Source organism: Sphingomonas sp. P3_C6, from assembly GCF_056402595.1.
The window spans coordinates 178,172-202,474 of sequence record NZ_JBFUHB010000006.1 but is presented as its reverse complement, the minus strand read 5'-3'; the positions used below and the strand labels follow the sequence as shown (position 1 = coordinate 202,474).

Annotated in this window: 18 protein-coding genes and 2 pseudogenes; 6 read left to right on the top strand and 14 right to left on the bottom strand. The window is 66.9% G+C overall.

The window, feature by feature from the left end; genetic code table 11:
- Positions 1-2: 2 nt before the first annotated feature.
- From AC1DT7_RS09585 to AC1DT7_RS09540, 10 genes and pseudogenes are all read right to left on the bottom strand, one after another.
- Complete coding sequence (locus AC1DT7_RS09585; protein WP_478035709.1) at positions 3-1,421, bottom strand: efflux transporter outer membrane subunit; 1,419 nt, start codon at positions 1,419-1,421, stop codon at positions 3-5.
- Between the two features lie 182 nt (positions 1,422-1,603).
- Positions 1,604-3,715 (bottom strand): ATP-binding protein, encoded by a 2,112-nt coding sequence (locus tag AC1DT7_RS09580; RefSeq protein WP_478035725.1) that lies wholly within the window; start codon positions 3,713-3,715, stop codon positions 1,604-1,606.
- Positions 3,712-4,068 carry a lysozyme inhibitor LprI family protein gene (locus AC1DT7_RS09575; RefSeq protein ID WP_478035708.1) on the bottom strand — a complete coding sequence of 119 codons (357 nt, stop codon included), beginning with the start codon at positions 4,066-4,068 and terminating at the stop codon, positions 3,712-3,714. The genes AC1DT7_RS09580 and AC1DT7_RS09575 overlap by 4 nt, the downstream gene beginning before the upstream one ends.
- Positions 4,059-5,165, bottom strand: a complete 1,107-nt coding sequence (bioB, locus tag AC1DT7_RS09570) for a biotin synthase BioB (RefSeq protein ID WP_478035707.1) — start codon at positions 5,163-5,165, stop codon at positions 4,059-4,061. Before bioB ends, AC1DT7_RS09575 begins: the two co-directional genes overlap by 10 nt.
- On the bottom strand, positions 5,162-7,303 hold the full coding sequence (gene scpA / locus AC1DT7_RS09565) for a methylmalonyl-CoA mutase (RefSeq protein ID WP_478035706.1): 2,142 nt from the start codon (positions 7,301-7,303) through the stop codon (positions 5,162-5,164). Before scpA ends, bioB begins: the two co-directional genes overlap by 4 nt.
- A gap of 90 nt (positions 7,304-7,393) precedes the next feature.
- Positions 7,394-8,176 carry an enoyl-CoA hydratase-related protein gene (locus AC1DT7_RS09560; RefSeq protein ID WP_478035705.1) on the bottom strand — a complete coding sequence of 261 codons (783 nt, stop codon included), beginning with the start codon at positions 8,174-8,176 and terminating at the stop codon, positions 7,394-7,396.
- Positions 8,176-8,595 (bottom strand): methylmalonyl-CoA epimerase, encoded by a 420-nt coding sequence (mce, locus tag AC1DT7_RS09555; RefSeq protein ID WP_478035704.1) that lies wholly within the window; start codon positions 8,593-8,595, stop codon positions 8,176-8,178. Before mce ends, AC1DT7_RS09560 begins: the two co-directional genes overlap by 1 nt.
- Positions 8,589-9,413 (bottom strand): hypothetical protein, encoded by an 825-nt coding sequence (locus AC1DT7_RS09550; RefSeq protein WP_478035703.1) that lies wholly within the window; start codon positions 9,411-9,413, stop codon positions 8,589-8,591. Before AC1DT7_RS09550 ends, mce begins: the two co-directional genes overlap by 7 nt.
- The gene (locus tag AC1DT7_RS09545) at positions 9,410-9,946 is read right to left on the bottom strand and encodes a hypothetical protein (protein WP_478035702.1); all 537 of its coding nucleotides are present in this window, start codon (positions 9,944-9,946) and stop codon (positions 9,410-9,412) included. The genes AC1DT7_RS09550 and AC1DT7_RS09545 overlap by 4 nt, the downstream gene beginning before the upstream one ends.
- A gap of 79 nt (positions 9,947-10,025) precedes the next feature.
- A pseudogene (locus AC1DT7_RS09540) lies at positions 10,026-11,553 on the bottom strand (acyl-CoA carboxylase subunit beta).
- Between the two features lie 110 nt (positions 11,554-11,663).
- Between AC1DT7_RS09540 and AC1DT7_RS09535 the strand changes: the two are divergent.
- Together AC1DT7_RS09535 and AC1DT7_RS09530 are read left to right on the top strand one after the other, a co-directional pair.
- Entirely contained in the window at positions 11,664-13,052 is a 1,389-nt protein-coding gene (locus AC1DT7_RS09535) for a helix-turn-helix domain-containing protein (protein WP_478035701.1), read from the top strand.
- Positions 13,053-13,190: 138 nt separating this feature from the next.
- Positions 13,191-14,117 (top strand): DMT family transporter, encoded by a 927-nt coding sequence (locus AC1DT7_RS09530; protein ID WP_478035700.1) that lies wholly within the window; start codon positions 13,191-13,193, stop codon positions 14,115-14,117.
- Positions 14,118-14,155: 38 nt separating this feature from the next.
- Here the strand turns inward: AC1DT7_RS09530 and AC1DT7_RS09525 are convergent, their stop codons facing one another.
- A complete protein-coding gene (locus tag AC1DT7_RS09525) occupies positions 14,156-15,169 on the bottom strand; it encodes an NAD-dependent epimerase/dehydratase family protein (RefSeq protein ID WP_478035699.1) in 1,014 nt (337 codons plus the stop codon).
- A gap of 111 nt (positions 15,170-15,280) precedes the next feature.
- Here AC1DT7_RS09525 and acs point away from each other — a divergent pair, with 111 nt between their 5' ends.
- The 4 genes and pseudogenes from acs (at position 15,281) to AC1DT7_RS09505 (ending at position 19,874) form a co-directional block, all read left to right on the top strand.
- A complete protein-coding gene (acs, locus tag AC1DT7_RS09520; RefSeq protein WP_478035698.1) occupies positions 15,281-17,221 on the top strand; it encodes an acetate--CoA ligase in 1,941 nt (646 codons plus the stop codon).
- Between the two features lie 154 nt (positions 17,222-17,375).
- Positions 17,376-18,260 carry an AraC family transcriptional regulator gene (locus AC1DT7_RS09515; RefSeq protein WP_478035697.1) on the top strand — a complete coding sequence of 295 codons (885 nt, stop codon included), beginning with the start codon at positions 17,376-17,378 and terminating at the stop codon, positions 18,258-18,260.
- Between the two features lie 266 nt (positions 18,261-18,526).
- Positions 18,527-18,664: pseudogene (locus tag AC1DT7_RS09510) on the top strand (prolyl aminopeptidase); the annotation flags it as partial.
- A gap of 142 nt (positions 18,665-18,806) precedes the next feature.
- Positions 18,807-19,874, top strand: a complete 1,068-nt coding sequence (locus tag AC1DT7_RS09505; protein WP_478035696.1) for an AbrB family transcriptional regulator — start codon at positions 18,807-18,809, stop codon at positions 19,872-19,874.
- Here the strand turns inward: AC1DT7_RS09505 and gor are convergent.
- From gor to AC1DT7_RS09490, 3 genes are all read right to left on the bottom strand, one after another.
- Complete coding sequence (gene gor / locus AC1DT7_RS09500; RefSeq protein WP_478035695.1) at positions 19,871-21,220, bottom strand: glutathione-disulfide reductase; 1,350 nt, start codon at positions 21,218-21,220, stop codon at positions 19,871-19,873. The genes AC1DT7_RS09505 and gor overlap by 4 nt on opposite strands.
- A 118-nt stretch (positions 21,221-21,338) precedes the next feature.
- The gene (gene pgi, locus AC1DT7_RS09495) at positions 21,339-22,838 is read right to left on the bottom strand and encodes a glucose-6-phosphate isomerase (protein WP_478035694.1); all 1,500 of its coding nucleotides are present in this window, start codon (positions 22,836-22,838) and stop codon (positions 21,339-21,341) included.
- A 168-nt stretch (positions 22,839-23,006) separates the two neighbouring features.
- Positions 23,007-24,200, bottom strand: a complete 1,194-nt coding sequence (locus tag AC1DT7_RS09490) for a tetratricopeptide repeat protein (RefSeq protein WP_478035693.1) — start codon at positions 24,198-24,200, stop codon at positions 23,007-23,009.
- Positions 24,201-24,303: the final 103 nt, after the last annotated feature.

Below are 24,303 nucleotides of genomic sequence, written 5' to 3'. Positions count from 1 at the left end.
GGTCATTCCTGGGTCGGTTGCGTCGTCGGGGCCTGGGGCACGGTCGTGCTGTCCCAGCCGCCGCCAAGGGCGAGATAGAGCTGGACGAGCGCCTGGGCCTGATCGGCCCTGGCGTTGGAGAGCCCGTTCTGCGCGGAGAGCAGGGCGCTCTCATTGGTGTTGAGCGTGGTGATGTCGGTCAGGCCGGCACGATACTGGCTGCGCGACAGGATGGCGCTGTTGTTCGAGGCGTCGAGCGCGATGGCGAACTGCGCCTGCCGGTCCTTCGCCGCCTGAAGCGCGGTCAGCGCATTCTCGACATCCTCCAGCGAGGTCAGCACGGTCTGCTTGTAGAGGGCAAAGGCACCTTCCGCCGCCGCGCGCTGCGAGCGGACCTGGGAGCGGACCCGGCCGCCGTCGAAGATGAGCTGGCTGAGGCTCGCGAACAGACTGCCGGTGATGACGTCGGCCAGCCCACCGAACGAGGCAGCGGCGGTACCGATGTTCCCGGTGATGCCGAGCCTGGGATATAGCTGCGCCTCGGTCACGCCGATCTGCGCGGTGGCGGCGGCGAGGCGGCGTTCGGCCGCGCGCACGTCGGGACGCTGGCGCAGCGTGTCGGCCGGAATGCCCACCGCGATCGACGCCGGACCCGACGGGATCGGTGCCGTCGCCTCGAGTTCCGCCTTGAGCGCGCCGGGCGCCTGGCCGGTCAGCACGCCGAGCCGGTTGACCGCGCTCTGGTAATTCTGCTCGAGCGACGGAATGGTCGCCGCGGTCTGGGCGCGTTGCGCACGGGACTGCTCGACATCGAGCGAGGACACCAGCCCCGCCTGGACGCGAAAACCACTGATTTCGAGATTGTCGTCCTGGATGCCGAGCGAATTGCGCGCAATGGCAAGGCTGGCCTGGGCCTGGCGGGCGAGGATATAGTTGCGCGCCGCCTCTGATGCGATCGACGTCTGCACCGTGGCGAGATCATAGCCACTGCCCGCGTAGCTGGCGCGCGATGCCTCGACGCTGCGGCTGATGCCGCCGAAAAGATCGACCTGATAGGAGGCGTCGGCGCCGAGCGACAGGCTGTCGCGCGGCCCGACGGTGTCGATCAGGCCACGGCCGTAACTGGCCGATCCCGACACGGTCGGCACGCGCTGGGTGCGAGCCTGCACAAGCGATTCACGAGCCTGGCGCAACCGTGCGACGGCCTGCGCGATATCCAGATTGCCGCTGCGCGCACGCTCGACGATCGAGGTCAGCAGCGGATCGTTGAAGCTGGTCCACCAGGCCGAGATATCGGCCGCCTGCGCAGCCGGCACGGCGGTGGAATAGCCGCCGGGCACGCCAAGCGCTCCGGCTGCGGGCGGAGCATAGTCCGGACCGACCACGCACGCCTGGAGCGGCAGGGCGACGGTGAGCAACAGAAGGATGCGCTTGCGAAACATACCAGCACAGATGGCTATGCGGCCGATGTGGGTCCATCGAAATATTGTCGCAATTTGTCGCCCGGCCGGCTCAAGACCTCAATTTACGGTGGTGCCGGCCCTGTCCAGGCACTGCCCTTCTTCGCTACTGGCGAGCAGAAGAACAGTCCCTCCACAGGGTCACGGGAATAGCAGCGTGATCGCTATTCCATCTCCAGGATCACGGCATCCACGGCGAGACTGTCACCAGGCGCCGCGTTGATCGATTTGATCCGGCCGGTCTTTTCGGCGCGCAGGATATTCTCCATCTTCATCGCCTCGACCACGGCGAGCGGCTGGCCCGCCTCGACCTTGTCGCCGGCCGCGACGTCGAGCCGCATGAGCAGACCGGGCATCGGCGCGAGCAGGAATTTGGAGAGGTCCGGCGGGATCTTCTCGATCAAATATTTGGCGAAGGGCGCGACATGCGCGGGGAGCACGCGGGCGCGATGCGCCGCGCCTCGGGCGGTCAGGCGGAAGCCCCCACTGGCGCGGGCGATCTTCACGATCAGCAGTTCGTCGCCGATCTCGGCCTCGATCACGCGATCGCCGGGCGTGAATTCCAGCGCGATGTCGAGATCCTCGCCATCGACGCCGATGCCGTCGGTCGAGATGCCCACCGCGTGCTCCATATCGCCGATCTTCACCACCCAGTCGGACGGCGGCTGGAGCCGCCGGCCGAGCTGGCCGTCGATGCGACGGGCACGGTCGGCCTCGGCGGTCGCCGCGAAAGCGGCGATGGCGGCGAGGCTGCGGATAAGCTCAGGCGATGCCGGGGCACCGTGGAAGCCGTCGGGATATTCCTCGGCGATGAAGCCCGTGGTCAGCGCACCGGCACGGAAGCGCGGGTGCTGCATCAGCGCCGAGACGAAATCGAGATTATTGCCCGGCCCCTCGATCTCGAACGTATCGAGCGCGGCGATCTGCGTGTCGATGGCCTCTTCGCGGGTCGGTGCCCAGGTGATCAGCTTGGCGATCATCGGGTCGTAGAACATCGACACCTCGCCGCCCTCGCGCACGCCGTCATCGACGCGGACATAGGCGTCCACGCCTTCTTCTCCCCTCCCGCTTACGGGAGGGGTCGGGGGAGGGCTTGTCTCAAGTGCGGCGTTTGTGACCGGCCCTCCCCCAGCCCCTCCCGCACGCGGGAGGGGGGTATAAGGCGTGTCGGCGCTGGCCGGTGGGTTATACCGCACCAGCCGCCCGATCGACGGCAGGAAGCCGCGATAGGGATCCTCGGCATAGACGCGGTTCTCGATCGCCCAGCCGGTCAGCGTGACATCGTCCTGGCTGAAGCCGAGCGGCTCGCCCGCCGCGACGCGGATCATCAGCTCGACCAGATCGAGACCGGTGACGCACTCGGTGACCGGATGCTCGACCTGGAGCCGGGTGTTCATTTCGAGGAAGTAGAAACCCTGCCCCGTCTCGTCGGCGCCGGAGACGATCAGCTCGACCGTGCCGGCGCTGAAATAGCCGACGGCGCGTGCCAGCGCGACGGCCTGCTCCCCCATCGCCTTGCGCATCTCGGGCGTGACGAAGGGTGACGGCGCCTCCTCGACGACCTTCTGGTGGCGGCGCTGGATCGAGCATTCGCGCTCGCCGAGATAGACGATGTTGCCGTGCTGGTCGCCCATCACCTGGATTTCGATGTGGCGCGGGCTCTCGATGAATTTCTCGATGAACACGCGGTCGTCGCCGAAGCTCGCCAGGCCTTCGCGCTTGGTCGCGTCGAAGCCTTCGCGGACGTCCTGCTCCGAATATGCGAGGCGCATGCCCTTGCCGCCGCCGCCGGCCGAGGCCTTCATCATCACCGGATAGCCGATGTCAGACGCGATGCGCACGGCATGCTCGGTGTCGTCGATCTCGCCGAGGAAGCCGGGCACGACATTGACCCCGGCTTGCTTGGCGAGCTTCTTGGATTCGATCTTGTCGCCCATCGCGGCGATGGCATTCGGCGGCGGCCCGACGAACGCGATACCGGCCTCGGCGCAGGCGCGCGCGAAGCTCTCGCGCTCGGAGAGGAAGCCATAGCCGGGGTGGATACAGTCGGCGCCGGTTTCCTTGGCGGCGAGGAGGATCAGCTCAGCCTTGAGATAGCTCTCGGCGGCCGGTGCCGGCCCGAGGCGGACGGCTTCGTCGGCCATCAGCACATGCGGGCTGCGCGCATCGGCATCGGAATAGACTGCGACGGTGGCGATGCCCATCTTCTTGGCGGTGCGCATGACGCGACAGGCGATTTCGCCACGATTGGCGACCAGGATTTTCTTGAACATCAGCGATTCCACATCAGCGACTTGAGCTGCGCCGTGCGCGCCGTGGTCAGGCGCGTCTTGCAGCCGGCGATCGTCATCGACTGCATCGAACCGCCGGCGAATTCGCCGCCCTCGATCACGCATTCGGTATCGCGATACTTCAGCCAGGCGCGCTGGCTTTCTAGCAGCGCGGCCGCATAGCCGAAGCCGCCGCCGCGCGAGGTGTTCTGCGCGTCGCGGCCCTTCATATAGGCCAGGGTCGCGCGCCAGACCCGGGTCATCTCGGCATCGGCACGGGCATAGGATGTCCCAGCGGACCGAGTCATCTGCGCCTGGGTCTGCGGGGCTGCGACGAGCAGCGCGAGGGTCAGCAACATGTCTTGTCCTTCCGCATCGGCTCTTCGCCCTCCATCGGCACGAGGCCGAGCTTGTCGAACAGCGCGGCGTCGGCGCCGCCGCCGGCATTGCCGGTGGTCAGCAGCTTCTCGCCAGTGAAGATCGAGTTGGCGCCGGCCATGAAGCACAGCGCCTGGGTCGCCTCGCTCATGCTTTCGCGGCCGGCGGAGAGGCGGACCATCGACAGCGGCATGGTGATGCGCGCGACGGCGATGGTGCGGACGAACTCGATATCGTCGATCTGGGCCAGCGGCGTGTCGGCGAGCATGTCGCCCAGCACCGTGCCCTTGACCGGCACCAGCGCGTTGACCGGCACGCTCTCCGGATGGCGCGGCAGGGTGGCGAGCGCGTGGACGAAACCGACCCGGTCGGCGCGTGTCTCGCCCATGCCGACGATGCCGCCGGAGCAGACATTGATGCCGGCCTGGCGCACATTCTCCAGCGTATCGAGCCGGTCCTGGAAGGTCCGCGTCGTGATGACGTCGGCATAATGTTCTGGCGAGGTATCGATATTGTGATTGTAGTAATCGAGGCCGGCCTTGGCGAGCTGGTGCGCCTGATGCGGTTCCAGCATGCCGAGCGTCATGCAGGTTTCGAGGCCCATCGCCTTCACGCCCTCGACCATGGCGACGACCGCGCCCATGTCGCGGTCCTTGGGGTTGCGCCATGCCGCGCCCATGCAGAAGCGCTGCGATCCGGCCGCCTTGGCCTCGGCTGCGGCGGCGAGCACTGCCTGGACCTCCAGCAGCTTCTCGGCCTTCAGGCCCGAGTCTGCCGAAGCCGACTGGGAGCAATAGCCGCAATCTTCCGGGCAGCCGCCGGTCTTGATCGAAAGAAGCGTGCAGAGCTGCACTTCGCCTGCCGCATGGTGCGCGCGGTGGATCTCGGCGGCGCGGAAGACGAGTTCGGTGAAGGGGAGATCGAAGAGAGTGGCGATTTCCTGGCGGGTCCAGTCGTTTCGAACCTGCTCCTCCCTGTATCCCCGCGCAGGCGGAGATCCAGCGTCACACACGTCACGCTCTTGACTCTGGACCCCCGCCTGCGCGGGGGAACGGCTTAGTTCCAGGGTCTCACTCATTCAGCAGCTTCCTCGATCGGGGGCAGATTGTGCCCCAGCAATTTCAATACTTCGCCGGCCGCATTGACCAGGTTGGTGCCGGGACCGAAGATCCCCTGCACGCCGGCGTCGCGCAGATACTGGTAATCCTGCGCCGGGATTACGCCACCCGCGATCACCTTGATATCGCCCCGGCCCGCCTCACGCAGATGGCCGATCAGCTCCGGGATCAATGTCTTGTGCCCCGCCGCGAGCGACGACGCGCCGACCACGTCGACGTCCGACGCGATGGCGAGATCGGCGGCTTCCTTCGGTGTCTGGAACAGCGGACCGGGCACCACCTCGAAGCCGAGATCGCCGAATGCCGACGATACCAGGTTCGCGCCGCGATCATGCCCGTCCTGCCCCATCTTGGCGACGAGCAGCCGCGGCTTGCGGCCCATGCGGTGGGTCAGCGACGTGACCCCGTCGATCAGGCCCAGCCAGCGCCGGTCGAACTCGTGGGCGCCGCCATAGATGCCGGAGACCGGCGTCGGGCTGGTGCCGTAGCGGCCGAACACATCCTCCATCGCCTGGCTGATCTCGCCCAGGGTCGCACGCTGGCGGGCGCATTCGACCGCGAGGCCGAGGACATTCTCCGTACCGCGAGCGCCCTCGCGCAACGCATCGAGCGCAGCACGGCATTTGTCCTCGTCACGGCCGGCCTTGGACTTTTTGATCCGTGCGATCTGCGATTCCCGCACCGCGACATTGTCCACGTCGAGGATGTCGATCGCATCCTGTTCGGCGAGCTTGTACTTGTTGACGCCGACGATCACGTCCTCGCCCATGTCGACGCGCGCCGCCCGGCCCGCCGAGGCTTCCTCGATCATCGCCTTGGGCCAGCCCGCCGCGACGGCCTTGGCCATGCCGCCCTCGGCCTCGATCCGCTCGATGATCTCCCAGGCCTTGTCGTAGAGTTCCTGGGTCAGGCTCTCGACATAATAGCTGCCGCCGAGCGGATCGACGACATGGGTCATGCCGGTCTCCTCCTGCAGCACGATCTGCGTGTTGCGCGCGATGCGGGCAGAGAAATCGGTCGGCAGGGCGATCGCTTCGTCGAGCGCGTTGGTGTGCAGGCTCTGCGTCCCGCCGAGCATCGCGGCCATCGCCTCGATCGTGGTGCGGATGACGTTGTTGTACGGGTCCTGCTCCGTAAGGGACACGCCCGATGTCTGGCAATGGGTGCGCAGCATCTTGGAGCGCTCGTCCTTCGCGCCGAGATCGGTCATCACCCGGTGCCACAGCTTGCGCGCCGCGCGCAGCTTGGCGACTTCCATGAAGAAGTTCATGCCGATCGCGAAGAAGAAGCTCAGGCGCCCCGCAAACGCATCGAGATCGAGCCCCGACGCCATCGCCGCCTTCGCATATTCGCGCCCGTCGGCGATGGTGAAGGCAAGCTCCTGAAGCTGCGTCGCTCCGGCTTCCTGCATGTGATAGCCGGAGATCGAGATCGAGTTGAACTTCGGCATGTGGCGCGAGGTGTAGCCGATGATGTCCGAGATGATCCGCATGCTCGGCTCGGGCGGGTAGATGTAGGTGTTGCGGACCATGAACTCCTTCAGGATGTCGTTCTGGATCGTGCCGTCCAGCTGTTCCTGCGGAACCCCCTGTTCCTCGCCCGCGACGATGAAGAAGGCGAGGATCGGGATGACCGCGCCGTTCATCGTCATCGACACCGACATCTTGTCGAGCGGGATGCCGTCGAACAGGATCTTCATGTCGTCGATCGTGTCGATCGCCACGCCGGCCTTGCCGACATCGCCCGTCACGCGCGGATGATCGCTGTCATAGCCGCGATGCGTGGCGAGATCGAACGCGACCGACAGGCCCTTCTGCCCTGCGGCAAGGTTGCGACGGTAAAAGGCGTTGGACGCCTCCGCGGTCGAGAAGCCGGCATATTGCCGGATCGTCCAGGGCCGCCCGGCATACATCGATGCCCGCACGCCGCGGGTGAACGGCGCGAAGCCCGGCAGGCCCGGGTCGATATCGGCCGTGTCCTCCGCAGTATAGAGCGGCTTGACCGCGATGCCCTCGGGCGTCTGCCAGGTCAGGTCCTTGCCCTTCACCTCCTTGGCGGCGGCGGCGGTCCAGGCGTCCAGGGTGGGTTTATCAGCCATTATCGTTCCCCGGCAAAGGCCGGAGCCCCGTAGCGGGCCGCTCGCAACTTACCCCGGCCTTCGCCAGGGAAAAAGAAACTGAGAGTGTCATCACGCCCCCCGGAACGCCGGCTTGCGCTTCTGCAGGAAGGCGATGCCGCCCTCCATCGAATCCGCGGAGCCCCGCGCGGCACGCTGGTTCTCGGCCTCGCGGAGCATCGCGGTCGCGTAATCCACCTCGAGCGCATGAGCGAGCCCACGGCGCATCAGGCCGAGCGCGACCGTCGGCCCCGCCGCCAGCCGCTCGGCCAACGCGAAGGCTTCGGCATCGAGCGCATCGTCGGCGGCGACCTTGTGGATCATGCCCCAGTCGAGCGCTTTCGCCGCCGGCACCCGCTCGCCGAGCATCATCATCTCGGTCGCGCGCGCCTTGCCGATCAGCCGCGGCAGCATCCAGCTCGCGCCACCATCGGGCACCAGGCCGATATTGACGAAGGCCTGGAGGAAATAGGCGGTCTCGCTCGCCACACAGAAATCCGCGGCAAGCGCCAGGCTGCAGCCGATGCCCGCCGCCGGCCCACGCACCGCGCTCACCACGGGCACGCCGAGATCGGCGATGGCCGCGATCGTCCGGTTATAATGCTCGGTCAGCGCCTTATAGGTCGTCTCGCCCGGATTGTCCGAACCAAGCGCACCGCCCCCGACATCGGCGCCGGAACAGAAAGCCCGGCCCGCGCCCGCGAACAGGACCGCGCGCGCGCCGTCGAGATCGGCCAGCGCCTCGCGCAGCTCGTCGAACATCGCCGGCGCCGCGGCATTGAGGCGGTCGGGCCGGTTCAGGGTCAGCACCAGCACGTCACCCCGACGCTCGCTCAGGATATGCTCATAGGCCATCAGTGATCCCCCTTCGGCGTTTCCATGATCTCGGTCAGCACGCCGCCCATGTCCTTCGGGTGGACGAAAAAGATCGGCGTGCCATGCGCGCCGATGCGCGGCTCACCCAGGACGCGCGCGCCCTTCGCCTCGAACCAGGCCTTCGCCTCCTGGATGTCGGGCACTTCGTAGCAGAGATGGTGCTGCCCGCCGGCGGGGTTCTTCGCGAGAAAGCCGTTGATCGGCGACGTCTCGTCATAAGGCTCGATCAGCTCGATCTGGGTGTTGGGCGTGTCGACGAAACACACCTTCACGCCCTGCGCAGGCAGGTCGAACGGTTCATGGATCGTCGTCGCGCCCATCACGTCGCGGTAGAAAGGAATCGCGTCCGCGATGGAGGGCGTCGCCACGCCGACATGGTTGAGCCGGCCGATTAGCATGTCTTCATCCTCGTCTCATGCGGCAGCACATAGCGACCGCCCTTGCGGGTCCAGGTTTCCGTAAAATTGCGGCTGCCGGTGTAGCGGATGGTGAAGGACTTGCCCGGCACAATCGCGACGATCTTGCCGTCGATAATGGTTGCCCCGCTCTCGACTGCCCCCTCGTTGCTATAAGACAGCCGGACCAACGCGACAGATTTGGGGGCATCGCGCCTCAGTTCGGTCAGCTCGAAATAGGTACAGTCATATCCTTGCCCTGACGAGGCGCCCTCGGCGTAAATCGTTGGAGCAGGGCCGAACCAGTCAGTGATCGACACGGCCTCAGGCGCCCCACCGTGCGGATAGCCTGACATCGCCTCCGGCCATTTTCCCTTTACGATGAAGTCTCCATCTTCCCATTCGAGATAATAGATGCTCAGATAACCTGACGTCTGCTGGGCGACTCCGGGAAGATAGGTGGATGTCACTAGCGCCTGTTTGGTGCCGGCAATCTTATCCAGCCACACAAGCTTTTCGGCGGTCGTCTCGGGTGCGGCGCTGCCCATATCTGCTGCCTGTATCACCGGCGAGTCAGCGTCGAAAACCGCTCTGAAGGCGCTTTGAAGCATCGTCGGCGAGGGTGACTCCGCCTCCGGAGAAGGCACGGCCGCCGGCGACGGCGCTGCGACCGCATGCTCGTTCGCGGTGCTCGACTGCGCCACATTCCCGCCGGAAGCAGCATTGTTTCCACCGCACCCGCCAAGCATCAGTCCAACCGCGCAAAGCACCCCCCAGGCGATGCCTGTCGGCGCGCGATCGAGGCGGCCGCCGATGATCACTGCGCCGGCTCGGCCTTCTTCTCGGGCGCGCGCACCGGGACCTGCCCGAAGGTGTAGCCACATGCCTCGACCACCTGCTTGATCGGCGCTTCGCTGGCCGGGCCGGGAATGGTCGCGTCGACGACGTTGTTCATCGGATCGATCACGCGCACCTTGATCTGCTTGCCATGCGCGATCGCGGTGGTGAGCGTGGTCACGATCTGGTCATCGGCGACGTAGGTGCCGCTACCCGGGAAATCCCAGTTGGCACCGAGCGGCGGCGCCCCGTCGACCTGGATCGACACCGGTCGCGGCGTCGCGGCGGCGAACGGCAGGCTCGGAATGAACTGGATCGACACGACATTGTCGCTGCGCCGATCGCAGCGGACGACGAGCCGGCCCTTGCCCTCGACCGAGGAAGCCGAGACCGAACCCGATTGAAGCCCGGTCTTGGGGTCGGTTTTCATGCGCGGCGTCCAGGGTGCCAGCGGAGCGGCAGGCGGCGCCGCAGGGGGCACCGCCGCCTGGAGAGCCATGGTCAGGAAAAGGATCATGCGTCACCTGTTATCTGTTGAGGCACGCACCCTGCGCGCAAGCCGGCACGGAGCGCAACCGCCCGCATCGCGACCCACGTCAGAGCGGTATATTGTCGTGCTTCTTCCACGGATTCTCCAACGCCTTGCCACGCAGTTTGCGCAGGCCCAGCGCGATCCGGCGCCGTGTCGAATGCGGCTGGATCACTTCGTCGATAAAGCCCTTCGATGCCGCCACGAACGGATTGGCGAAGCGCGCCTCATATTCCGCAGTGCGCGCAGCGATCTCTTCCGGGCTCTTGCCGCGGAAGATGATCTCGACCGCGCCCTTGGCGCCCATCACCGCGATCTCGGCAGTCGGCCAGGCATAGTTGAGGTCACCGCGCAGATGCTTCGACGCCATCACGTCGTACGCGCCGCCATAGGCCTTGCGCGTGATCACGGTGATCTTCGGCACAGTCGCCTCGCCATAGGCGAACAGCAGTTTCGCACCGTGCTTGATGATGCCGTTGAGTTCCTGCTGGGTGCCCGGCAGGAAGCCCGGCACGTCGACGAAGGTGACGATCGGGATGTCGAACGCGTCGCAGAAGCGCACGAAGCGTGCAGCCTTTTTGGACGAGTTGATGTCGAGGCAGCCGGCCAGCACCATCGGCTGGTTGGCGACGAACCCTACGGTCCGCCCCTCGATCCGGCCGAAACCGATGATGATGTTCGCCGCATGGGTCGGCTGCACCTCGAAGAAATCGCCTTCATCGACCGTCTTCCGGATCAGCTCGTGCATGTCGTACGGCTGGTTGGCCGAGGCGGGCACCAGCGTGTCGAGGCTGGCCTCGATCCGGTCCCAAGGGTCGGAGCTCGGCCGTTCCGGCACGGGCTCGCGGTTCGAGGCGGGAAGGAAGTCCACGAAGTCGCGGGCCGCTCGCAGCGCCTCGATATCGTCATCGAAGGCCACGTCTGCGACCCCCGACTTCGTGGTATGCGTCACCGCTCCACCCAGCTCCTCCTGCGTGACGATCTCGTTCGTGACGGTCTTCACTACATCCGGGCCGGTGACGAACATGTAGGAGCTGTCCTTCACCATGAAGATGAAGTCGGTCATGGCAGGGGAATAGACGGCGCCCCCCGCGCAAGGCCCCATGATCAGTGAAATCTGCGGAACGACCCCGCTGGCCAGCACATTGCGCTGGAATACCTCGGCATAGCCGCCGAGCGAGGCAACACCCTCCTGAATGCGCGCGCCCCCCCGAATCGTTCAGGCCGATCACCGGCGCGCCGACCTTCATCGCAGTGTCCATGACCTTGCAGATCTTCTGCGCGTGCCGCTCGCTCAGCGAGCCGCCGAACACGGTGAAATCCTGGCTGAACACGAACACCAGCCGGCCGTTGATCGTGCCCGATCCAGTGACCACGCCATCGCCCGGAACGACCTGATCCTGCATGCCGAAATCGACGCAATTATGCTCGACATACATGTCGAGTTCCTCGAACGATCCCTCGTCGAGCAGGACCTGGAGCCGCTCCCGCGCGGTCAGCTTGCCCTTGGCGTGCTGCGCGGCGATCCGCTTCTCGCCGCCGCCCATTCGTGCGGCTTCGCGCCGGCGCTCAAGTTCCTCGATCGTCGACGACATTCGGTGCTCCGGGATTGGGGTGGCCTCTCTTCCAAGGTGCAGGATGTTTTGCAAATGTGAATTTGCGAAGTTGCGAAGGATGATTTTGCGAAGTACCGGTTCGGGAGGCCATGTCCCGCACGCCACGCCTCTATGCCGGAGAACAGCTCCGCGCCCTGCGCCGAACCGCCGGGCTCAACCAGGCAACGATGGCCGCGCGGCTCGGCATTTCGGTAAGCTATCTCTCCCAGCTCGAAAGTGGCGACCGGCCGCTCACCCCGTCGGTAACGGCCGCGTTGCGCCGACGGCATCCCGGCGCACTGATCGAGCACGAAGCGCCGGCCATGCGGCTCGCCGGCCTGACCGCCGCGCTGGCCGACCCCGCTTTGCCCCCTGCCCCGCCGCCCGAGGCAATCGAGCGCCTGTCAGAGGAGCGGCCCGAGATCGCCGACCGGATCATCGCACTCCATGCCGCGGTGCGCGCCGCGGAGGAACGACTGCAGATCGTCGAGGAGAGCATGACCTCGGGCATCTCCGGTGCCGGCGCGCGCATGCCGTGGGAAGCGGTGCGCGACTGGTTCCATATCGCCGGTAATTATGTCGACCCGCTCGACCGTGCGGTCGAGACGCTGGCCGAACAGCTCGGCCCGGAGGAATCGGCGCTGATCGCGCGGCTCGCCGACCATGATATCGCCGTCGTCGCGACACCCGACGAAGCGGCGCCGCTACGCGCGCTGGACCGCCAGCGCGGCACGCTGACGCTCAACGGGGCCATGCCGCCCGAGAGCCGGCGTTTCCTGATCGCGCACCAGCTCGTCGCGATCGAATTCGCCGAGAGCATCCAGGAGATCGTCGAAGGCGCCTCTGTCTCCAGCAGCGAAGCCCGCAACCTGCTGCGCATCGGCCTTGCCAATTACGCCGCAGGCGCGCTGACCATGCCCTATGCCCGGTTTCGCGCCACCGCGCGCCAGATGCGCCACGACATCGACCGGCTGTGCCGCCGCTTCGGCGTCAGCTTCGAACAGGCGTGCCACCGCCTTTCGACGCTTCAGCGGCCGGGCGCGGAGGGCATCCCCTTTTATTTCTGCCGGGTCGATATGGCGGGCAACATCACCAAGCGGCACTCCGCGACGCGGCTGCAATTCGCGCGCTTCGGCGGCGCCTGCCCGTTGTGGATCGTGCACGAGGCGGTTGCGATCCCCGACCGCATCGTCGTCCAGCATGCCGAGACGCCCGACGGCGTGCGCTATGTCTCGATGGCCAAGGGCCTGGTGAAACCGAGCGGCAGCTTCACCCGCAGCCCGCGCCGCTTTGCCGTGACCCTGGGCTGCGAGGCGGAACACGCCGCCGACTTCGTCTATGCGGACGCGCTGGATCGCACCGCGCCGCCGATCCCGATCGGTATCTCCTGTCGGCTCTGTCCGCGCGACGATTGCGACCAGCGCGCCTTCCCGCCCGCGGATCGTGACATCGCGGTCGACCCGGATTTGCGCGGCACGGTGCCGTACCGGGTGGTCTGAACGCGGCTGTTACCTGCTACACAGCCGATCCCGCGAACGGCATGGCCAGCAGATTGAGAGACAGCCGCGCCCGCGATCTGGCCGAACCGCCTTGTTTCCGATAACCGATGCCGTCCACGGTCCGGCGGGAAGACAGCAATGACAAACAGCCCCGCCAGCGCCGCCGCCGCGTCCTCCATCCAGTGGCGTGCGTACGCCTTTCTCGCCGTGGTCATGCTGTTTTGGGCCGGCAACGCGATCGTCGGGCGGGCAGTCCGCAACGATATCCCGCCCTTCACCCTCGCGCTCGTGCGCTGGGCCGGGGCCGCCACCATCCTGATGCCATTCGCCTGGCGGCGGCTCCGGGCCGATGCGCCCACCTTGCGCGCCCATTGGCGCATAGTGCTCGCGCTTGGGCTGCTCGGCGTCGCTGCCTTCAACGCTTTTCTCTATTCAGGCCTGCGCTACACCACGGCGACCAATTCGATGCTGATCCAGGCAGCCATCCCGGCCATGGTAGTGCTGCTGGGCCGCCTGATCTTCGGCGAGCGGGCGCCGCTGCTTCAGGTGCTGGGGGTCGTCGCCTCGACCATCGGCGTCGCCTGGGTCGTGTCGCGGGGCGAGATCGCGTCCCTGCTCAACCTTCAGCTCGGCCCCGGCGACCTGCTGATTCTCGCCGCGACATTGGTCTGGTCCTTCTACACCGTGCTGCTGAAGGTCCGCCCGTCGGTCGACCAGTTGAGCTTCCTCGCGACCACCTTCACCATCGCGGCACTCGTCATGCTACCGCTCGCGGTGCATGAATGGGTGGGTGGCGCCACGGTCGCCTGGCGCCCCTCCACGATCGCCGCCTTCGCCTATGTCGCGGTACTGCCCTCGCTGCTCGCCTATTTCCTTTACAACCGCGCCGTCGCGATGATCGGCGGCGGCCGGGCCGGACAGATGATCGCGCTGATGCCGCTGTTCGGCGCAGCGCTCGCGGCGGTACTGCTGGGCGAGGAACTGCATGCCTTCCATTTCTGGGGCATGGCCTTCATCGTCGCGGGGATCGCGCTTTCCGCGATCGCCGGGCGGGAGCGCGGTTAGGCGCGCACCACATCGACCCCGTTCGTTGCGGGCGAACCTCAGACTCTTACGACCCCGCGGTCGATCAGGCTGCGCGCGGTGTCGACGATCGTCTCCGCCGCCGGTCGCGTCTCCCAGCCGAGGACTTCTCGAGCATGGTCCGAGCTCGCCGCCCGCGTCCGTCCGAGTTCGCCCGTCACCTGCCGGATGCTGTTGTCGAATACCGCCATCAGCCGGAGCACGAAATCCGGGATGCCCCGTGTGGGCACCTTGCGCGCTTCACGGCCGAGCCGATCGCGCAGGATATCCCCCACCTCGCGGATCATCATGAACGGCCCCGCGCCGATGAAGCGTTCGTTTGCCATGCCCGGCGCGGTGAGCGCGCGGACGTGCAGGTCGGCGAGATCGCGTACATCGACCACCGCGAAGCCGAGCCGCGGGAAACCCGGCATCGATCCGTCGATCAGCCGCTTCACGAATTCGATCGAGGCGGAGAAATCGTCGCTCATCAGCGGGCCGAGCACGGCGGAGGGATTGATCGTGCAGAATTCCATCGCACCGCCCTGCATCGCCATCCAGTCGCGCGCAGCGCGTTCCGCAATAGCCTTGGATTTGACATAGGCGCCAAGGCCGGGTGCATCGACATTGGTCCAGTCGGCCTCGGTATAAGTCCGTTCGCCCGGATGCCCGTAGGCAATGGCCGCCACCGAGGAGGTCATCACGAAGCGCGAGACCCCTGCCCCCGACGCGAAGCGCAGCGCCCGGAGCGCGCCCTCGCGTGCCGGCACGATCAGCTCATTCTCGTCCTTCACCGCATTGGGCGGAAAAGGCGAGGCGACATGCGCGACATGGCTGCACCCGGCGACCGCCTCGACCCAGCCGGCGTCGTTCATCAAGTCGGCGGCGAAGAAGCGGATCGACGAGCCCGGCACGCCCAGCGCTGCACGCACTTCGGCCTCGCGCTTCAACGAGCGGATCGTGGCGTTGATCTTCCAGCCTTCGGCCGCGAGCTGGCGGATTAGATAGCCGGCGATATAGCCGCTGCCGCCCGTCACCAGGATCGTACCCGCCATGACCGCTCTCCCCGCCTGTGGAAGACGGGTTTTACATTGAAATGGAAGTCGCACCAAGCCGGGCTTGCAATCGGTTGGCCCCGCGGCAAAGAGAGCGCGCAGGAGAACGCCATGTCCGATAAGACGCTCTATCCCGTACCACCCGAATGGGCGAAGCAGGCGCGCTTCGATGCGAACGGATATGAGACGCTTTACGGACGATCGCTTGCCGACCCGGGCAGCTTCTGGCTGGAACAGGCGCGGCGGCTCGACTGGATCAAGCGGCCCGAGATCGCAGGCGACTGGTCGTTCGGCGAGAAGGATTTCCACATCCAGTGGTTCGCCGACGGCAAACTGAACGTCGCGGCCAATTGTCTCGACCGGCACCTCGCCAAGCGTGGCGACCAGACCGCGCTGATCTGGGAGCCGGACGAACCGAGCGAGAAACCGCGTCGCTTCACCTATCGCGAGCTCCATGCCGAGGTCTGCCGCTTCGCCAATGTGCTGAAGGCCCAGGGCGCGAAGAAGGGCGACCGCGTCACCATCTACATGCCGATGATCCCGGAGGCGGCGTTCGCGATCCTCGCCTGCGCGCGGATCGGGGCGATCCATTCGGTGGTGTTCGGCGGCTTCTCGCCCGAGGCGCTGGCGGGGCGCATCACCGATTGCGACAGCGCTTTCCTGGTCACGGCCGATGAAGGACGGCGCGGCGGCAAACGAATCCCGCTAAAGGCCAATGCCGATGCAGCGGCCGAGCGCGCGCCGGCGTTGAAGACGATTATCGTGGTGAAGGCCACCGGCGGCGACGTGACGATGCGCGAGGGTCGCGACATCTGGTATCACGAGGCCGCAAAGACGGAAGCCGCGACCTGCCCAGCCGAGGCGATGGGCGCGGAGGACCCGCTGTTCATCCTCTACACCTCGGGATCCACCGGCCAGCCCAAGGGTGTGCTCCACACCAGCGGCGGCTATCTGCTCTGGGCGAGCCTGACTCACGAACTGGCGTTCGATTACCGGCCGGGCGATGTCTGGTGGTGCGCCGCCGATATCGGCTGGGTCACCGGCCACAGCTATATCCTGTACGGCCCCCTCGCGAACGGCGCGACGACGCTGATGTTCGAGGGCCTGCCGACCTGGCCCGACGCCAGTCGCATCTGGCAGATCGTGGACCGGCACAAGGTGCACACCCTCTTCACCGCGCCCACGGCGCTGCGCGCGTTGATGAAGGAGGGCGACGACTATGTGACGAAGACCAGCCGGGCCTCGCTCAAGCTGCTCGGCACGGTCGGCGAGCCGATCAATCCCGAGGCGTGGCGCTGGTATCATGACGTGGTCGGCGAAGGCCGCTGCCCGATCATCGATACCTGGTGGCAGACCGAAACCGGCGGCGCGATGATCGCCCCGATGCCGGGCGCGACCGACCTGAAGCCGGGCAGCGCGACCCGCCCGATGCCGGGCGTCGACCCGCAACTGGTCGATACCGAAGGCACCGTGCTGAACGGCGCGACCGAGGGCAATCTGGTCATCGCGCGCAGCTGGCCCGGCCAGATGCGCACCGTGTGGGGCGACCATGCGCGCTTCTTCCTGACCTATTTCACCACCTATCCCGGCAAATACTTCACCGGCGACGGGGCGCGGCGCGACGAGGACGGCTATTGGTGGATCACCGGCCGGGTCGACGACGTGATCAACGTCTCGGGCCACCGCATGGGCACGGCCGAGGTCGAATCCGCGCTGGTGCTCCACCCCAAGGTCGCCGAGGCGGCGGTCGTCGGCATGCCGCATGACATCAAGGGCCAGGGTATCTACGCCTATGTCACGCTCAATTCGGGCGAGACGCCGTCGGACGAACTGCGCAAGGATCTGGTGAAATGGGTCCGCACCGAGATCGGGCCGATCGCCGCGCCGGACGCGGTGCAGTTCGCGCCGGGCCTGCCCAAGACCCGCAGCGGCAAGATCATGCGCCGGATCCTGCGCAAGATCGCCGAGGGCGACGTGAGCAGCCTTGGGGACACGAGCACCCTGGCCGATCCTGCAGTGGTCGACGATCTGGTGGCGAACCGGGTAGGCTAGCGCCCCGCCCGACCATGGTTTCACGCCGGGAGATAGCCTCCGTTTGCTTCGGCGTATCAAGGGAATTCCCTGCCGACCCGCTCCAAACCGCAAGATCGGTCGAGCGCGCTATGGCTATGAGCGACTAGCTGGTGCCGCCACGGAGGAAGGGACCATGACGGCGGCACATCGAAACTATCTCACCCGGATGCAGCGGGTGCTTGACCATATCGACCAGCATCTGGACGGCGATCTGGACCTGGAAACGGTGAGCCGTGTGGCGGCCTTTTCCAAATTCCATTTCCACCGGCAGTTCATGGCAACCTTCGGGGTGTCAGTGCATCGCTATGTTCAGCTTGCCCGTATGAAGCGGGCTTCGCACCGGCTTGCTTCCGATGACACTCAAAGCGTCACGGATATAGCAATGGATGCCGGCTATGATGCACCGGATGCCTTTGCCCGCGCCTTTCGACAACGGTTCGGGCAATCGCCTTCGTCCTTCCGGAAATCTCCCGATTGGGTGCCGTGGCTTGCGGCCTTCGCGCCGCTCGAAAATGCGAGGAGCAAGCTCATGCACACGACCTATACCCAAGACGACGTAACGATCCGCGAAGTCCCCCCGACGCCGGTGGCGATCATGGAGCACCGGGGCGACCGCGCGACGATACAGGACACGATCCAGCGCTTCATCGCGTGGCGCAAGGCGGCCGGTCTGTCGCCCGAGACGAGCGCGACCTTCAACATCTTCCGGTCCGAAAGGACCCCCGCGAACCCGGCCGATTACAGCATGGACATCTGTGTCGGGACCGACCGGCCGATCGCGGCGGACGACGGGCAGATGAAAGCCGGCATGATCCTCGGCGGACGCTGCGCAGTGCTGTGCGTCAACGGCGCTTCCCATAATCTGGAGCCCGCCGCGCTCTATCTCTATCGCGACTGGCTTCCGGCCAGCGGCGAGGAAGCGCGTGACTTCCCGATCTATTGCCAGCGACAATTTTCCCGTTCTCCGGGCGCACCGGCTCATGAAGTGCTCGCCGAACTGTTCCTTCCGCTGAAATAGCGCTCCTGGATGGCGACTCCGCCGAGGATCGCTGGCCCATTCCCCGTGTGACGATGGAGACACGAGTCGATACTGGCCAAAAAAAGGGGCGGCCCTCGCGGAGCCGCCCCAAGCGTTCGATGGTTGACGATCAGAACTTGAGGTTCGCGCCCGCCCTGAATGTGCGCCCGATCAGACCAGCATAATGCCAGGTAGTCAGGAAGTTCGGCGAACTCGCATAGGAGGCCGGCGCGATCGGCGCGCGCACCGAGCACATTGCCTACATCTGCCCCGCCCGCACCGCGTGGGACCTGCACCGCGCCTGGCCGGAGGCCGACTTCTACCTGATCGACGGCGCAGGCCACGCCTATTCCGAACCGGCGATCCTCGACCGCCTGGTCCGCGCGACCGACGGATACGCCTAACCGTCTGGACAAGCGCTACGGGCGGGGCGAGAGGAACCAGTGTACCCGCCCTGCCCCGAGGCTCCGATGGAACCGCTCAATCCAGCCGCCGCCGCTTTAGTCCTGGTCAACCGGCCCTTGCGCAGGCGGGGGACGATGCTGCGTGGCTGAGCGCGGCGCCCGCACCGCCCCCATCCGCTGGGCGATGCTGATCGGCCTGTCCGCCCTGTTCGCCGGCGTGCTCGAAGCGCTCCGGTTGCCCGCGGGGCTGCTGCTCGGGCCGATGATCGCGGCGATCATCCTTGCGACCCGCGGCCAGGGGGTGACGGTGCCGCCGCTGTCCTTCCAGGCGGCGCAGGCGTTCGTCGGCCTGCTCATCGCCCGATCCTTCACCGCCGGCACGGTCAGCACGGTGATCGAGCATTGGCCGGTGTTCCTCGCCGTCACCGCCGCGACATTGAGCGTGGGCGTCGGCATCGGCCTGCTGATCGGGCGGCTGGGCTGGTTGCCGGGCAGCGTTGCCGTGTGGGGCTGCATGCCCGGTGGTGCCGCGGCGATGGTGCTGATGGCGCAGTCCTATGGCGCCGAATGGCGGCTGGTCGCGGTGATGACCTATAGCCGCGTGGTGTGCGTCGCCGGCACGGCCTCGATCGTCGCGGCGCTGGTCGGCGCGCATGGCGGCATGGAGAGCCCCACCGCCGACTGGTTCCCGCCGATCGACCCGATCGCCTTTGCCGAGACGCTGGCCATCGCCGCGGTCGGCGCCTGGCTCGGCATCCGGTTCAAGCTGCCGGCGGGGCCGATGATCGGGGCGTTGCTGCTCGGCTCCGCGCTCAACATCGCGGGGCTGGTGCGGTTCGACCTGCCGGGATGGCTGCTCGCGGCGAGCTATGCCATCGTCGGCTGGCGCATCGGCCTGCACTTCACCCGTGAGATCGTGCGGGCCGCAGCGCGCGTGCTGCCGCGCATCCTGCTGTCGATCCTGCTGCTGATCGGTATCTCGGCCGGCATCGGCGCGCTGCTGTCCCATTTCGGCGGGGTCGACCCGATCACCGCCTATCTCGCGACCAGCCCCGGCGGGATGGACTCGGTCGCGATCATCGCTGCGTCGACGAAGGTCGACGTACCCTATGTCATGGCGCTGCAGGCGCTGCGCTTCTTCGCCTGCGTCATCCTTGGCCCCGCGCTGGCGAAGTTCGCGGTACGGCGACAGGGCGACGCGGGCGCCTAGCGCAGCAGCACCAGCTCCTCCGCCATGGTCGGGTGCAGCGCCACGGTCTGGTCGAACGCGGCCTTGGTCAGGCCTGCCTTCACCGCGATCGCCGCCGCCTGCAGGATTTCCGGCGAATCCGGGCCGATCATGTGCAGGCCGAGAATCTTGTCCGTCTCGCTGTCGCAGACCATCTTGTAGAGCGAGCGTTCGTTGCGGCCGGCCAGCACGTTCTTCATCGGGCGGAAATCCGAGGTGTAGACCTTGACCGATCCGAACTTCGTCTTGGCCTGGCTTTCGGTGAGGCCGACGCCCGCCATCGGGGGGTGGCTGAACACGGCGGAGGGGACGTTTTCGTAATCGACGCGGGTCGGCTTGTTGCCGAACAACGTGTCGGCAAAGGCCTGCCCCTCGCGGATGGCGATCGGGGTGAGCTGGATGCGGTTGGTGACATCGCCCACGGCATAGATGCTGTCGCAGGTCGACCGGTTGTCGTCATCGACGACGATCGCGCCCTTGGGATCGAGCTCGACGCCCGCCGTCTCCAGGCCCAGTCCCTCGGTATTGGGGTCGCGCCCGGTCGCGAACATCACGCAATCGACGATGATCGGCTCATGGCCCGCCATGCTGACCTTCAGGCAGCCATCGTCCATCTTCTCGATGCCCTGGAAATCGGCATGGAAGCGGAAGTCGATCCCCTTCATCATCGAGATCTGGAGCAGGCGGTCGCGGATCTGCTCGTCATAGCCGCGCAGGATGACGTCGGTGCGGTTGATCAGCGTCACATGCGCGCCGAACTGGTGGAAGATGCCGGCGAACTCATTGGCGATATAGCCGGCGCCGGCGATCAGGATGCGCTTCGGCACGGCGTCGAGATGGAATGCCTCGTTCGAGGTGATGCCATATTCATGACCCGGGCACTTCGGCACCGAAGGCGTCGCACCCACCGCGACCAGGATGGTCTTCGCCGTCACCTCACGCCCGCCGGCGAGCCTGATGCCGTGCGGGCCGGTGATGGTCGCGCGTTCCCTGATGATCTCCACGCCATTGTTGTTCAGCGTGTCGGTATAGGCGCCGTTGATCCGGTCGACCTCCTCGAACACGTTCTTCGTCAGCACCTTCCAGTCGAAGGCGCAATCATCGGGCACGTTCCAGCCAAAGCGGCGGGCGTCGGCCAGGTCCTCGGCGAAATGCGCGCCGTAGATCAGCAGCTTCTTGGGCACGCAGCCGCGGATGACGCAGGTGCCGCCGACGCGATATTCCTCGGCGACCGCGACCTTCGCCCCATGCGCCGCGGCCACCCGCGAGGCGCGGGTGCCGCCGGAACCGGCGCCGATGACGAAGAGGTCGTAATCGTAGCTTGTCATCATAATCTCCGTTCGCCCCGAGCTTGTCGAAAGGCTGCACTTTCTGGCCCGCCGTCCAAAAGAAAGGACAGGGCTTCGACAAGCTCAGCCCGAACGGAGGGTGGTGGTATCGAGAGGGTTATTGGTCGGCGAAGGCGCGCTTGATCAGATCCTCGGTCGAGACGTCGAACTTCTGACCGCCCTCGCCCGCTGCCTTGGCCATTTCCTTCCCGAGCTCCACCCCGAACTGGTCGAACGGGTTGATGCCGAGCAGGGTCGCGTTCACGAACACGCGGTGTTCGTAAAAGGCGATGAGCGCGCCCAGCGTGCGCGCGTCCAGCACGTCGAGCAGGATGGTCGAGCTCGGCCGGTCGCCGGAATAGCTGCGTGCCGGATCCGCGTCATTGGCCCGGCCCTTCATCAGCGCGGCGCCCTGCGCAAAGGCGTTGAGCAGGAGCTGGCGGTGATGATCCTCGGCCAGCGTGTCGCCGGCCTCGATCACCGCGACGAACTCGACGGGCACGAGATGCGTGCCCTGGTGGAGCAGCTGGAACACCGCGTGCTGCGCGTCGGTGCCGACCCCGCCCCAGGTGATCGCGGCGCTCGGCCGGCCGAGCGGCTTGCCGTCGACCGTCACGCCCTTGCCGTTCGATTCCATCTCGAGCTGCTGGAGATAGGAGGGCAACAGCCGCAGCCGTTCGTCATAGGCGAAGGTCGCGCGCGTCTCCGCGTGGCGGACCTGGGTGTAATAAAGATCGGCGAAGGCGGCGAGCGCGGGGGCATTCTCGCTGAGCGACGCGAGGCGGAAATGCCGGTCCATCTCGGCGGCGCCGTCGAGCAGCTGCTCGAAGCAGTCCCAGCCGAGCGCGAGCGCGGCGGGGAAGCCGATCGACGACCAGAGCGAATAGCGACCGCCGACCGATTCCATGAAGGGCAGCACGCGCGTTTCGTCCACGCCCCATTCGACCGCCTTGTCGGGCGACGCGGTGAGCGCGACGACGCGGCCATAGGGATCCTCGACCCCGCCTTCCTGCATCCATTCGAGCACGCTTTCCGCGTTGAGCATCGTCTCGGTGGTGGTGAAGGTCTTGGAGGCAATGACGAGCAGGGTCGCGGCGGGATCGAACCGGCCGAACGCTTCCTCCAGCGCGACGCCATCGACGTTCGAGACGATCGCCGTGTCATACCGCCCGGATTCGCGGCCGAGCGCATCGACCAGCAGGTCCGGGCCGAGCGCCGAGCCGCCGATGCCGACATGCAGGACATGGCGGATCGGCCCGAGCGCCTCCGCCTCGATCGCATCGATCAGGGCGCGCATGCGGGCATGGAGGGTCATGGCGAGGCTGACATCCTCCGCCTTGCCTTCGCCGCGTTCCGCCGTGTGAGTCGCGGACCGCCCCTCGGTGAGGTTGACCACCTCGCCCGCGAACAGCGCCTCGCGCTTGCCGGCGAGGTCCTGCGCCCTGGCCAGCGCCTCGAACGCGGCGATCGCGCCGGCGGTCAGGTGAGTCTTGGACCAGTCGAAATGCAGGCCGGCAATGTCCAGGCTCAGCTTTTTCAGCCGGTCCGGATCGTCGGCGAACAGGGTCTCCAGCCGGGGAGAGGGCAAGGCTTCGATCGAGGTCCAGTCGGCAGGCATGGAAACATCTCCGCTAGTCGAGCGCGTGAGGTAGGCGCGCGCCGGCCAATATGCCACCTCGAACCCACAAATCATCCTGTCACGTATCGGGTCCGGCGCAGCGGGCCTTGTGAGCGCCCTCTGGAGCCACCGGCCGCGCGTCGTCCCGCCGCCTCTCGGACCGGCGGGTCAGCGGCGGCTGCCGGCGATCACATCGCCGTAGCGGTCGTCGAGTTCGAGGGCGCGGTCCTCATCGGCCTCGGCGCGGCGGGTGTCGCCGCGCTGGCGGTACAGGAGGCTGCGGTTGTAATAGACCCGCGCGGTGCCGGGCGCGAACCGCACTGCCTTGTCGAGATCGGCAATCGCCTGGTTCAGGTCGCCCTTGCGTTCGTTCGCGAGGCCGCGGTTGAGCCAGGCGATGGCGAGTTTCGGCGCGATGCCAACCGCCTGATCGAACGCCGCGATCGCCCCATCCGTGTTACCCCGCCACGCCAGCGCAAGGCCATCGGCGACATGTGCCGCCGCGCGGCCAGTGATGCCTGACGCGGCTGGATCGACCAGATTCTTGCAGGCGGCGAGGCTGCGGCCCGGATCGTCGATCGTGCAGGCGTTCCAGTCGCCGCGCCGGCTGACCGCGCGGGCGCGGCGCGCCCTGACGGTCGAGCGTATCGCCGAGCCGGTGACGACGATGTTGTCCGCGTCGTCGGCGCGCGCCTCCGACATCCTGCCCATCGTCGTCACTATGGGCGCGGCGGCCATTGCCGGGGGTGGCGGCGGCGGCGGAGGTGGAGGTGGAGGTGGTGGGGGTGGAGGCGGCGGGGCTGGCTCGGCAGCGGCGCGCCGGGCGGTCGTGGTGATCAGCCCCTCCATCTGCTTCGCCTGGAAGGACTGGCTCAGCGGTGCAGCTGCGACTTCGGCGCGGTCGGCGCTACTCTCAACCGGTTTGGTCTCAACCGGTTTGGCGGCGGGCACGGCCGGGACCTGCGCGACCGGCGAGGGCGGCCCTTCGACAGGGTCGGCCGGTGGCAGTGGCGGCGCGGGCTGGTCGGTTGCACGCGCGAGCGTCGTTGGGGGCGTCGTCGAAACCGACGCAGGGGCTCGGGCCGGAGCCTGAACCGGCCGGTCGCTGGTGGCGTAGCGGTCGCTGGTCGACATCCAGACCGGCAGGCCGATCGCGGCGACCAGGGCAAGGGTGGCAAGCGCACCGATCTGCGGGCGGCCGAGCCGTCGCGGCGACGGGCGCGGCGTGGCGGCGAGGTGTGGTGGTATCGCATCCTGCCCGTCGAAGCGGCGCATGGCGGCCTCAATCGCGGCATCGCGCGCGGCCGGGCGCGGCGGCGGCGGATCGGGCAGCGAGGCCGACAGGTCGTTATCCCCGGCCATTCACCAAATCCCGTCGGTGACACGGATCATCGGGCAATCCGGCAGGAGCCTGGAACAGGGACGGGAAAGGGACATCTGCCGGTCTTATAACCTCAATTACGGC